The organism is Dysosmobacter segnis (assembly GCF_014297285.1).
GTDB lineage: Bacteria > Bacillota > Clostridia > Oscillospirales > Oscillospiraceae > Oscillibacter > Oscillibacter segnis.
This window is the reverse complement of sequence record NZ_JACOQI010000036.1, coordinates 1-12,939: the sequence shown is the minus strand read 5'-3', so window position 1 is coordinate 12,939 and position 12,939 is coordinate 1. Positions and strand designations below refer to the sequence as shown.

Here is a 12,939-nt window from a genome sequence, read left to right as displayed (position 1 = left end):
GAATACAAGACGGTGGTGCATTGAGCAATATTATCCCAGCAGCAGAATTTAGAAAGGTGTGATATAAGTGAATGATATGAAAACTCCTCGGATAACAAAACTCACGGGATTACACGGCTGGAACATCCCCGGTGCGGACCCGAAAGTCTATGAGCAGAACGGGATGAAAATGGGAGGGATGACCCTTGGGTAAGAAGATATTCGAGGTATATCTTGCGAAAGAAGACGTACCCAACAACGAGGCGTATGCCAAGCTGGACTTGCCTGCCTCACTGTGGGAACTGTGGGACGCGCTGGACAAGGTACGCCTTCAGACAGATGACATCCTGTACATGGAGATTGAAGACTACGATGCCTTTGAGTATCTCTCGCCCCATTTGGACGGGTTGGACATCAGCCTCAACGAACTGAACGACCTTGCCGCGCTGCTGTCGGCGCTGGACGAGGTGCAGGAGGTTGCCTTTGAGGGATTGTTTTCCATAGAGGTGCAGAGAAAAGTAAACGCCAACGGCGGCGTCATCACGCTGCAGGATCTGCGGGATCTGGCGGTCAGCGCAAAAACCGACTGCTATCATGTTGTGGAGGCCGCGGATGACGCCCAGCTTGGCCGCTTCTACGCGGAAAATGAATTTATCCCCGAACTGGACGGCATATCCAACGAGGTATTCGAGATGCTGGACTTCGCCGGCATTGGAAGAATGATGCGGTGCAGTGAAAACGGCGTTTTTGTGGACAGTCTGTATGTACTGCGGGACGGTGAGCTAACAACCGTGCCACCCTGCCCAAAGGAACTGCCGGAAAAGCCGGAATACCTCTTCCGACTCACGCTTGGACTGCATCCCGACATTGGCGATGAGCGCACGGTGACGCTGGAGCTTCCCGCCTCGGAGAAAGAACTGGAGGATGCGCAGGAGCGGCTGGGTACGCTGCAATGGGAAAATACCGTTGTGCTTGACTATGATGGCATCATCCCCAACGCAGCCATATTTGCCGACCTGCCCATGGAGATAGAAGCCTTCAACGAGTTTGCCAAAGCAGTGAAGGATATCCCTGTCCGGCAGGTGCAGCTCCCAAAGCTGAAAGCATTGCTGGAGCAGTTCGAGGTGCAGGACATCGGGACAGCTATCCTTCTGGCAGAGCATCTGGACGATTATATCCTCACGCCGGAGCTGAGCTCCCCGCAGGAAACAGCCGTAGACCAGCTTCACTTCATGACGGATGACCACTCGGTGGAATTGCTGATTTCCCATGTAAACCTCTACGCCTACGGCTGCGACATCATCAAGGAGGACAATGCAGTGCTTTCACCCTACGGCCTGCTGCATCGCGCGGACTATCAGCCCATGCTGTCACCTGTCCAACAATCCCAGGAAATGGAGATGAAAATGAAGTAATACCATCTTGACACGCAGAAGCCATTAAAAATCATTTTAGGGGCCGATTTTCCGAAAGGGGATCGGCCCCTTCTTTTTTATGCCCTTTTTCGGGAAATCACCCCGGAAAGGAGAAAACATGCGCGATGAACAACTGCTGGCACATTGCAGGAAGTTTCGCTTTGAACGGGAAAACCGTGCTGACGGGATAAGGTGCAATCAGGAAGAAAAGGAGGCCGGACATGGCTAAGCCGCCCTTTCCCTGGATCGGCGGCAAAGAGAAGATCGCGCCCTACATCCTTCAGCTTTTCCCGCCTAAGCTGAAGCAGTATGTAGAGCCGTTTGGCGGCAGTGGCGCAGTGCTGCTCGCGCTGCCGCCGGACCCAAACCGATTGGACATTTATAACGATTTGGATGCCGAGCTGGTGAACCTGTATTCCTGCATCAAGGAACGCTCCAATGTTCTGCTGCGGGAGCTGAAATTCCTGCCCATCCACGGCCGCAAGCTCTTCGAGTATTACCGCGACTTTGTTGCCCATAAGGAGGTCTACTTTCAAAATGTGCAGGCGGAGATCGAGTGTCTGGGAGATCGCTCCTGCTTTACGGAGGAGCAGGCAGGAGAACTGCTCCCCATCTTTCAGGAACGGCTGGCTCTTTTCGATGTGAAGCGAGCGGCAGCGTATTACCTTGCTATTCGCGGCAGTTTCAGCGCAACGGTCACATCTTTCGGCGTTAAGGGAATGGATGTGGAACATCTTCTGAAAATGTTTCCGCCAGTGTCCGCACGACTGAAGGACGTGCCACTGGAGAACAAAAACGCCTTGCAGCTCATTCGGGAGCGGGACCGAAAAGAAGGCCTTATCTATGCCGATCCACCCTATGTCAAAACAGAGCGTCTTTATCGGATCGCCGGAAAGTTGGGACGTTTCCGAAGATTCCATGTCCGGCTCTGGCAAATACTGTCCGGCTGCGAAGGCTATGTCGTCCTCTCCTACAACGACTGCCCCTTTATCCGAAAGCTCTATCAGGATTGGTACATCTTATCCTTCCAGCGCAGCAATCCGCTCTCTCAGAAAAAGGGCTCGTCCTTCGGCGAACTCATCATCACCAACTTCGATCCGCGTCCCTACATGACCCACCAGCTAAACCTCTTCGACGAGCCTCTGGGCGAATGGGAGCTGAAGCTGGTCCATATCCCAAAACATCCACCGAGGAGGAAAACAGCATGAAATTCAATTTGAACCATGATCCTAACAATAAAACTCTTTCTATTCCCCGCGCCGCTTTGCAGCTCTCCGGACTTGCAGGCGTCAGCGACCTGATCCTCCATACCGACAGCGGCTGTATCCTGCTGCTGCCGGGAGACCCTACCGTGGCGGAGCTGCTGAAAACCATTTCTCTCATCTCTACCGTTGCGCCGCAGCTGATCTCCCGTCTGGCGGAGCGAAGCCAGATGGCAATGGAGACCGGAATGACGGAAACGGCGTGCGGCACCTGTGAACACGAACCTCACTGCTCCGGCCTTGAAATTCCGCCCTGCCAGCTGGCGGAGGCGGGGATCTCGCCCACTGCCGCGCTGGAGTCCTTTGTAGAGGAGGGCAGAGTCATCGTGCAGGCAGCGGAGAAAACCGCCGCAGATGTGCTCATCGACGATCTGGACGATGATGTCCGCACCATGCTGGAGGATTCCGGTGTGCGGATGGAGGGCGTATGCCGCCTGCTGGAAAAGGAGGAAATCTCAGAATGAATGACACCTATCTCTACCCCTATTCCTCTGCCGAGGCGAGAGATCGGAACGAGCTTTCCCTCTGGCGGGAGAGCCACAAGGCGAACATCGCCTGCCGCAACGCCATCGAGGACACCATCCGTCAGAATTTCGACGGAATGCATCTGGACAAGAACTGCATCACGCCGGTGCTGGACGAATACGGCTACAAGCGCACCGCGTGGGTGCTTGCCAACACTTTGCACGAACTCAAGTGGGACGGGCGCTTCGGCCATGCCAACAAGCAGTGGGTGGAGTGCGCCTGCATCCCCAAAGACATCAACCACAACAGCGACTTTGTTGTCCGAAGCCATCCGGCTGTGCTGGATGGCTTCGTCACTTTCTACCGCAAGGCAGTGCAGGCGCTGAATCTGTTCGGCGCGGAGCATTGCGTCGGTGACCGCGCGGAGCAGGACTTCACCGGCAAGGTGCTGGTGCTGTCGCCGGAGGCACTGCAGGAGCAGTATTGGGGGCAGGATTACCAACTTCTGTATGCTCGGAGCGGCTTTGGATGCGCGCCTCATTCCAGTGGTCGAGCAGTCTTTGCCACCTGCCTCTCGGACGGAGAAACAGCCAGATGGAACCGGGAGGATTTCATTGGCGTACTGCATGACAAGTTTCTTCCGGAATGGGCAAAGCCGAAGCTGGCAGAGCTGAACGCACAGGAGCAGACCAATGCCCCCACTATGGGCGGCATGAATATGAAGTGAGGAGGATGTCTGAATGTGCATGACCTATTACACCGTGGACGATCTCCGCCCCGGAAGACCCGGCTGGGATGTGAGACAGTTCTCCGCACTGGCGGAGGCCATTACCCATTACCGGACGCTCCCTATGGACGGGGTCCGCGTGCTTGGCATGGCGGATGACGCCCACGCTTATGAACTCATCCGCTGTGTACGCCTTTTCCTTGGCGATGCCCAGGGTGAGGACGTTCTGGCGGCAGATTACCGGCGCAGCGGCTTGACGAAAAAGAATGCTGCTTTGAAAAATGCGCTGGACGTTTGCTTAGAAGTCCTGCATCCCCGTTTCCTGTTGGAGCCGGAGCGTTTGGTTCCCGTTCCCCATCGCAGAAAGCTGCGGGAAGAGCTGCGGGAGGCGCTTCTCTGGCAGGGCTATGAAGGAAACTATGATTCCGCCATTCGCACTGTTTTTGTAGAAGGCGCTGGTTGGCTCTCACCCCAGGATGTGAAAAAGCAGAGGCAGCTTCCTCTGGTGTTGCGCTACCGGGTAGACGGTATGTCGAAAGACGGTGCCTACCTCTCCTTAGAGCTGGAGCCTTGGGAATATGACCTTCTGCTGGAACAGACGAAAAATCACTATAAAAATAAAGAAAAGAGGAACACAAAATGAAACGAATGCTATCTCTCTGCGCTGCGGCGTTGTGCCTGACTTTGGCACTGACGCCCACTGCGCTGGCGGCGGACTTTGAACCCGCGGTACCGGATGCCAAGGTCTTCTATCCCACCTCCATCGTCCGAAACGACGATGGCACAGAACTGAAGAAAATCTATGATCTGAGTCCGGAAGACGATCCTGCGGGCATTCCCCGCTCGGACTTTCGGCAGGACGGCTTTCAGTACACCCTGACGGATCTTCTGAAGCAGGAGCTTCCGGAAAACGAGAGCCGCCAGCATACGGAGCATGTTTCTATCGAGAGCGCCAAAAAGGATATGGAATCCGTGCTGGCGCTGCTGCCGCAGGAGCGTGAGTTCATCACGGACGATGGGCTTATGGGAACCCTGACACTCCGACTTGACACCGTGCAGGTCGAGCCGTCTGGCTACGGCAGTTCTACAAAGCAGCTTTCCGTCAAGCGCAGCTATCCCAATCTTGCCGAGCAGGATACACAGTACATCCCCAAGAGCATTGAGGACGGCGGCAAAAACCTGACGCTCTCCGACATTCAGTGGCAGACCGACAATACCGCCAACATGGACGGTTATGTCGTGGCAGACCGCTATACCGCCGTCGCCACCTACACCGGCAGCACCACCAGCAGCTACGTCAAGGGTTACACCGTCACGGCGGACTATACCGGCACGGTGAGCCGCATCGCATTAAATCGCGTTCGCTATGTTGCCATTTTCGAAGGCGTGCCTATCCAGCCCGCAGAGCCTGCAAAAACCGCCGGCGCAATGTCCTCGCTCCGCTGGTCCTATGTGCTCATCCCCATCGGAGTCGTGGCCGCGGCAGGCGCGGGCGTCGGCGGCGCGCTGCTGGTAAAACGCAAAAGAGAAAATGCAGATGAGGAGGAGACAGAAGAATGAAAAAGATCATCACCCTTTGCCTGAGCCTTTGCATGACAGCAGCTCTGGCGGCTCCGGCGTATGCGCTGGAATACAGTATCGATGCGCCGGACGATTACGACTTCGGCAGGAATACCTCCATCGATGTCATTCACACGGCGGATGGCGGCGCCATGCGCAACGAAGATGTGAGCAAGAACGCAGCGCTCATTCCGCCCGTCTTTGGCTCGGAGAGCATGAATGCGCTGCATACCGGCGAATACCTGACGCCGAATCTTGCGCCGCGCACCCTTCCCACGGCTGGCGCCGTGATCAGCGGCAACGGCGATGTGGTTACCCCAGGGAGTACGGTGAGCAGCGGCAACGGCTATCAGCCCGCTGTGCTGTTCACAGATGTGACGAGTGAGCTCTACTACATAAACGGTTCCCTCGGCAAGATCGAGATCCCCACGCTGGGTCTGAGCGTGAGGATCTATCAGGGCACGGACAGCAAGACGCTCGCCAAAGGCGTTGGGCATTTTGAAGATACCTCCATCTGGGAGGGCAATGTCTGCCTCGCCGCCCACAACCGCGGCGCCAACAGCTACTTCGGGCAGATCCACACGCTGAACATCGGGGACAAGATCACCCTGACGACCAAGCTGGGGACGCGCACCTATAAGGTGACGGACGTCAGCAAGGTCAGCGAGACAGACCGCAGCGGTCTTGCGGACGCAAGTGAAAACCTGCTGACGCTTTACACCTGCGTTCGCAATCAGCGCGACCAGCGCTGGTGCGTCACCGCAGTGGAAACTTGATTTTTTCTCCGTTTTGCCGGATCGGTTCTGTTCGACTTCTGCCCATCGCCTGTGATATGGTGAAGCTGCGAGAAGGATTTCCACACACATTTAGAATGGAGGCAGAACAATGAACAGAGCGAAGAATACCGGACTCGTCCTCTGCGGCCTTGTGCTGGGGCTTTCGTTGAGTGCTCCTGCGGCGCAGGCGGTGGAATCGCTGAAAGCGACGCTTTCCACCAACCGCATCCTTGTAGACGGGCAGGAAGTCCGCCTGACGGCGTACAACATCAACGGAAATAACTATGTTATGCTGCGCGACATCGGCAGAGCGGTCGGCTTCAATATCTACTGGGACAGCGATAGCAAATGCGTGCAGGTCGAGTCGGACAAGCCTTACACTGGTGAAGCACCGGTAAAGTCCACTACGACAAAGCCTGTAGAGCAGCCTGCGCAGACAGACGTTGCCGCTGCAAAGCAGGACATCATTGACCGCACCAATGCGCTGCGGCGCGAAAATGGTGCTGCCGCGCTGCGCGTCAACGACAAGCTCATGCAGGCGGCGCAGGTCCGGGCCGACGAGATGGCCTCCAGCAGTGTCTACTCTCATACCAGACCGGATGGACGACGAAACACCTCTGTTACCGATTGCCCGTATGTAGGAGAGAATATCCACCGCATCGCAGATTGGGCGCTGCAGGGTAAATCGGTATCCGAGGCCGCCGTGTGGTCATGGAACCTCTCCGGTGGACACCGGGACAATCTCCTCGAAAAGAATTACGCCGAAACCGGCGTGGGACTTTCAAGAGGAGTCAATGACAGCGGCGAGGCGTGCTGGTACTGCGTCCAGCTCTTCCTATGGAATGGCTACTCCATAAGTTGGGTAGATACTCCGGCAGCCAAGTAAAATCAAACAACATCAACGTGAAGCAGACCGAGAAAAACCGGTCTGCTTCTTCATTATCTCTAAATGACAATAAGGAGGAACCAACCTTGAAAACACTTAGAACAAGGATCATGTCGGCGTTTCTTGTCATTATGACATTATTGACGCTGCTTCCGACTTCTGCACTTGCCGCTTCCAGCACCGGAACCGGCATCAAGCCCACCAGCAACACAAACTACTGGACAACGCGGCTTCTCCATGACGGTACGCCGTACAGCTATAAGCCGCCGATGGCGGCAGGCAAAATGCTCTACTGCATGGATCGCGGCTATGGCTATCGCTGGGGTACGGCATCGTTCCTCAACTCTTACACCTATACCTCTGCCACCGGCGCGGACGCAGACGCTGTCCTGAAAACGGCGCTGGCGCAGAGCGGCATGGGTGAGCTGGACGCCCAGCAGCTTGAAAACTTCAAGTGGATGATGACCTATATCGTGGACTATAAGGGTGACATCCCCGGCAGCCTGTTCATGGCCGCGCAGACCTATGTATGGGATCACCAGTCTTTCAAGGGCGAAGGCGATGGTGACATCGATGGCGGCGGCTACGCCAACGCTGATACCTATGAAATGTACTTGGGCTACACCGACTGGATGTTGAAAGAAAAAGCCAAGGAGGATGCGGAATTCCAGAAGCAGATTGAGGAGTACGCCGCCAAAGGCATCATTGCGTCTGTCGTTGAGGATGAAGCCGCAAAATGGGCGGTGTGGGCAAAGTCCAGCGTCAAGGGACGCCAGAGCTTCTTCAATTACTATGCGCCCCGCAAACTGGTGGTGAATGATGCTCCCGTGCCGGATAAGCCCACGCCTCCTGCCGGCGATGCGGACATTACCTTGCGAAAGGTGGCTGCTGGAACGACCCGCGGGCTGGACGGTGCAAAATTCAACATCTACCGTGACGGTCAGATCGTCGGCAGCGATGTGACCAAAAACGGCGGCATTATCGAAGTCAATAACGTGACGAAAGGCTTATGGTCTTTTGTAGAAGTGGAAGCTCCGGCAGGCTACTGCGCAGATTCCACCCCACTCAGCGTCTATGTGGACACCACGGATGGAGACAAGCAGTATACCGTTACCGCTACGAACTATGAACTGCCCAGCATGAAGATCATCAAGACCGATGCGCAGACCGGCACACCGATCCCCGGTACGGTGCTGTCCATTAAATCCGTGACCGGCAGCTATTCTACCTCCGTCACCACCGGCTCGGACGGTTCGGCAACCCTTTCAGACATCCCCGCTGATGTGTATGTCGTCCGGGAGGAATCCGTGCCGGAGCCTTATGTAGTGTCTCACACCGAGCAGACCGTAGCGCTGCGCCCCGGCAAGACCTCCGAAGTCATCTTCGTTGACTATGAAAAGCCGGGACTCGAAATTTTGAAGAAAAACATTGCCACCGGAGAGCCTATCGAGGGCGTGACCTATCTCATTGAGCAGATCGACGGCAGCTACTCCACCAGCGCCACGACGGACAGCGCGGGGCGCATCTTCCTCGATTCCATCCCCGTGGGCAGCTATCGCATCACGGAGAAAAATGTGCCTTCCAATGTCATTCTCTCTGAGATCCCGCAGGAGGTACATCTGGAAGCAGGCTGCACCAGAACGGTGACCTTCTTCAACGCGGTCAAACCCTCCCTGACGATCCTGAAGCGAAACAGCGTCACCGGTGATCCTCTCTCCAATGCCAAATTCCATATCTATTATGGCTCGGATAATACCACCACCGGCGAGATCAACGACCTCGGTGTGTTCACAACGGCCTCCGACGGTAAAATCACCATCACCGATGTAAACCGTGGCTGGTACAAACTGGTAGAGGAGTCCGCTCCAAAGGGCTTCGGCATTCAGGGCAGCGGGGTCACCGAGTTCTATCTGGAAGCCAATACCTCTAAGACCGTGACCGTGGACAATGTTCCTCACAGTGCCCTTGTTGTGTATAAGTACGATGCAAAGACCGGAAAAGGACTGGAGGGCTGCCGATTTGAACTGAGATATTTAGGCGGCGGCACTTCCGGTACTGGCGGTACAGTCATCGGGACCTATCTGACCGGACCCAACGGAGCGTTCACCGTGACAAACCTCGAAAAAGGCACTTATATCTGCCAGGAGATTGAGAGCGACGGAAATCACATCATCGACCGCGAACCCCAGACGGTGTGGATCTCCGGCGAGGATCAGGATGTGGTGACGCTCCGCTTTGGCAATGCGCCGCTCGGCAGCCTGCTCATTACAAAGCTGAGCAATGACAGTAAGCACGAACCGCTCTCCGGCGTAGAGTTCCTTTTGACCGACAGCAGCGGCCATTATCTCGGCAATGACAACGGCCGCTTCACCACCAATGCCGCGGGCGAAATTCTGGTGGATGGTCTGGAACCCGGCATGACGGTCATTGCCCGTGAAGTCAGAGCAAAAACGGGCTACCTGTTGGATGACAGCCCCCAGCACGCGCTCATCAAGAGCGGCGAAACGGCGCATTTGCAGTTTCTGAACCAGCCTGCCGGAAATCTCATCATCCGCAAGGTCAGCTCCGGCCCCAACGGGGAGCCGCTGGAGGGCGTAGAGTTTAAGATCACCTACGCGGATGGCAGCTTCGTTCCCGACGCCAACGGCGAACTGTCCAGCAACGGCATTTATTACACCAATAAATCTGGTGAGATCCGCATCTCCGGCGTCGTCGGCACCGTGGTAGCAACGGAAACCAAGACGATTCCGGGCTTCACCATTGACGAAGCGACCCGCACACAGACCGTAGTAGTTAATCCCAACGACACGCAGACGCTGACCTTTTACAACAAACCCACTACAACATTGATTCTCCAGAAATACATTTCCGGCACGAAAAATGAACCGCTTGCCGGGGTACAGTTCCTTGTGACGGACTCCTCCGGTGCGGTAGTCGGCCCCAACAACGGCTACTATACCACCGACGCTGCAGGCCAGATCGTCATTGAGGGTCTGACCGACGGCATGACTGTTACCGTAAAAGAGGTCAAATCTGTGGATGGATTCGTGTTGGACGGGACACCGCAGAGCATTAAGATCGACCAGAACCAGTCTCCCCAGCGCATGACTTTCTGGAATGAGCGACAGGGCGCGCTGATTATCAACAAGCTGTCCTCTCTGGACCGCAAGACGTCGCTGGAGGGCGTTACCTTCAAAATCACTACGGCTACCGGCGAGTTCGTCCCCGACGAAAACGGAAAAATCAGCTCCAACGGTCTGTACTATACCGACGAAAACGGGCAGATCATTCTCAAGGGCGTCACCGGCACACTGGTGGTGACAGAGGAAAAATCTGTCCCCGGTTACACCATCGACAAAAATACCCGCACACAGACCGTGGTGGTCAACCCCAATGACACGCAGTCCCTCTATTTTTATAATGCTCCCATCGGTGGGCTGGAACTGGTGAAAGTGAATGCGGCGGACAAAACCCAGCGCATCCCCAACACCACCTTCGAGATCCGCCGTGTCAGCGATGGCGGACTGGTGGACACCGTCACCACCGGAACGGATGGCCGCGTGTATGTGCCGCTGGAAAGCGGCAGCTACTATGCCGTGGAAACGGAGGCAGGCAAGGGCTTCCAGCTGGACAATACCCCCATCTATTTTGCCGTGGAGGATGGTAAAACCACAACCAAAACGGTGACCAACAAAGCTATCTCCGGTATCCTGATCCACAAGGTCGATTCGGCCACCGGCGAGGGCATCTACGGCGTTTCCTTCATTCTCTACGACAGCGGCAACAATCCCATTGCGCAGGAGACAAGCGATGACCGAGGTTATGTCCGTTTTGAAAATCTGACAGCTGGACGCTACTATCTGCGTGAATTGGAAAATGAGGGATATATTCCCGACACGCAGAAAAAGACCGTGTATGTAAAGTCCGGCGAAACCACAGAAATCGAGTGGAAGAATACGCCCATCACTGGTCAGATCCAGATCGTCAAGACCTCGGAAGATTACAACTCGATGAATGGCTGGCCCGCCGGAACGCCGATCCCCAACACTGTCTTTGAAGTTTACAACGCCCGCACCAACCGTCTGGTGGATACCATCAAGACGGATAAAAACGGCTTGGCGGTCAGTAAGCTCCTGCCTTTGGCGCGGTACAAAATCGTAGAATCCAAGGCGGCGGAGTTTTATGGGCTGGATAAGACGCCCATCGAGGTGGAGATCGAGTACGCCGGTCAAATCGTCAAGGCAAGCATGACTAACAAATCCCTCTCAACGAATGTGTCAATCAAGAAGACCGGCTATGTGGAGGTCATGCCGGGGCAGCTTGTCCGCTACAATTTTGCCGACATTGCCAACAACTCTACCACGGCGCTGGAGTCTTTTTATTGGAGAGACACTTTGCCCGTCAAGGCGGTTCGGCTCCAGACCATTTACACCGGCACGTGGAACACCCCCGGAAATTATAAGATCGTGTACAAAACCAATCTCAGCGGCGATACCTGGCGCACGCTGGCGGATAATCTGAGTACATCCAAAAACTATGTCTTGGATGCCTCTCCTGCGGCGCTGGGACTTGCTTCCAATGAGTATGTGACGGAGTTCATGGCGGCGTTCGGCATCGTACCTTCAAACTTCCGTCAGGTAGAGGCGCCCCGCGTAGATTGCAAGGTGCTTTCAAAGCTCGCCGGTGGTACGCAGTTCGTCAACACGTCGGATGCGGGCGGCGTCTACAACGGGCAGTGGATCATGGCGACCTCCCGCTGGGTCACCCGTGTCTATGCCCCCAGCAAGCCCCTGCCTCGCACCGGTTATTAAGGACTAACAACGGATGCCGCTCCGCAAGGGGCGGCATCCCCATTTTAAGGAGGTTGAGATTTCTTGAAATACAGAAAAATGATTATTCTGACATTGACGCTTCTGCTTCTGACCACCCTCTGCTGCACCTCGGCACTCGCTGCAGGCGGGGATGTCGCGGGAGCGGTAGAGCAGACATGGACGGAGGCGGCCAAGCAGATCAAGAGCGTGGTGGAGAAGGTGGTGTTCCCTGCATTGGATATGATCCTCGCCATCGCATTCTTTGTGAAACTTGGCGGCGCGTACTTTGATTATCGCCAGAGAGGACAGTTTGAGTGGACCGGCCCCGCCATCCTCTTTGCCTGCCTGATTTTCAGCCTGATCGCGCCGAAATACATCTGGAATATCATTGGGATCTAATTCGTGAAGAAAGAATTGAAAAATCGAATCCGGACTCTCCTGCCAGAGGCAACGAATAAGACACAATGGTTGCTTTGCCGGCGAATGCTGTAGGCCTATAAAGTCACCTTTTACACCTCACAAAGATAGGCTTGCATAAAAAGCGTTATCTTGATATAATACTATCAAGAAATTGATAAGGAGGGCTTTCTATGCAAATCAGACCATCCTCTGCTCTGCGGAATGAGTATACGCAGATCTCCGAGCTGGCAAAGGCATCCGGTGAACCGATCTTCATCACGAATAAGGGTGAAGATGACGGTGTTTATATGAGCATGGCAGCATACGAGGAGCGAGAAAAAATGTTCCGACACCGCGACAAGATCTATGCCGCGGAAATCAGCAGACTGAGCGGAGAGCCTGTCTGCACGCCGGAGGAGCTTGACGAAAGAATGGAGGAGCTGTTCCGTGCCTACGAAAAGTAAGCTGGTCTATCTTCCTCCCGCTCAACATGACTTTGAGGAGATCGTAAAGTATCATATTACGGAGGCGGGAACTCCCTATGATTAGCGCCTATTAGGAAAACACACTGTCAAAGGGGTTTGTAGCGGGGGTTAGCCCGCTACTGCGGTATCTTCCGTAGTGTTGATTTCAATGTACTCGGCAATCTTGCGGAGCTC

Annotated in this window: 11 protein-coding genes; all 11 read left to right on the top strand. The window is 55.1% G+C overall.

Annotated elements, in window-relative coordinates; genetic code table 11:
* Window positions 1–185 precede the first annotated feature (185 nt).
* The 11 genes from H8Z83_RS17965 (at window position 186) to H8Z83_RS17915 (ending at window position 12,744) form a co-directional block, all read left to right on the top strand.
* On the top strand, window positions 186–1,394 hold the full coding sequence (locus H8Z83_RS17965; RefSeq protein WP_187016311.1) for an antirestriction protein ArdA: 1,209 nt from the start codon (window positions 186–188) through the stop codon (window positions 1,392–1,394).
* Between the two features lie 221 nt (window positions 1,395–1,615).
* Entirely contained in the window at window positions 1,616–2,602 is a 987-nt protein-coding gene (locus tag H8Z83_RS17960; protein ID WP_187016310.1) for a DNA adenine methylase, read from the top strand.
* A complete protein-coding gene (locus tag H8Z83_RS17955; protein WP_187016309.1) occupies window positions 2,599–3,120 on the top strand; it encodes a hypothetical protein in 522 nt (173 codons plus the stop codon). Before H8Z83_RS17960 ends, H8Z83_RS17955 begins: the two co-directional genes overlap by 4 nt.
* Window positions 3,117–3,848, top strand: coding sequence for a DUF3849 domain-containing protein (locus H8Z83_RS17950; protein ID WP_187016308.1), 732 nt, complete (start codon window positions 3,117–3,119; stop codon window positions 3,846–3,848). The genes H8Z83_RS17955 and H8Z83_RS17950 overlap by 4 nt, the downstream gene beginning before the upstream one ends.
* A gap of 13 nt (window positions 3,849–3,861) precedes the next feature.
* On the top strand, window positions 3,862–4,491 hold the full coding sequence (locus tag H8Z83_RS17945) for a hypothetical protein (protein ID WP_187016307.1): 630 nt from the start codon (window positions 3,862–3,864) through the stop codon (window positions 4,489–4,491).
* The gene (locus H8Z83_RS17940; protein WP_187016306.1) at window positions 4,488–5,408 is read left to right on the top strand and encodes a cell wall anchor protein; all 921 of its coding nucleotides are present in this window, start codon (window positions 4,488–4,490) and stop codon (window positions 5,406–5,408) included. Before H8Z83_RS17945 ends, H8Z83_RS17940 begins: the two co-directional genes overlap by 4 nt.
* Window positions 5,405–6,184, top strand: a complete 780-nt coding sequence (locus tag H8Z83_RS17935; protein ID WP_187016305.1) for a class D sortase — start codon at window positions 5,405–5,407, stop codon at window positions 6,182–6,184. The genes H8Z83_RS17940 and H8Z83_RS17935 overlap by 4 nt, the downstream gene beginning before the upstream one ends.
* Window positions 6,185–6,293: 109 nt before the next feature.
* Complete coding sequence (locus H8Z83_RS17930; RefSeq protein WP_187016304.1) at window positions 6,294–7,070, top strand: CAP domain-containing protein; 777 nt, start codon at window positions 6,294–6,296, stop codon at window positions 7,068–7,070.
* A gap of 86 nt (window positions 7,071–7,156) precedes the next feature.
* Window positions 7,157–11,881 (top strand): SpaA isopeptide-forming pilin-related protein, encoded by a 4,725-nt coding sequence (locus H8Z83_RS17925; protein WP_243185136.1) that lies wholly within the window; start codon window positions 7,157–7,159, stop codon window positions 11,879–11,881.
* A gap of 78 nt (window positions 11,882–11,959) precedes the next feature.
* On the top strand, window positions 11,960–12,280 hold the full coding sequence (locus H8Z83_RS17920) for a DUF3852 domain-containing protein (protein ID WP_418724103.1): 321 nt from the start codon (window positions 11,960–11,962) through the stop codon (window positions 12,278–12,280).
* A gap of 191 nt (window positions 12,281–12,471) precedes the next feature.
* Window positions 12,472–12,744: a type II toxin-antitoxin system Phd/YefM family antitoxin gene (locus H8Z83_RS17915; protein ID WP_187016301.1), complete on the top strand. Its 273-nt coding sequence runs from the start codon at window positions 12,472–12,474 to the stop codon at window positions 12,742–12,744.
* Window positions 12,745–12,939 lie beyond the last annotated feature (195 nt).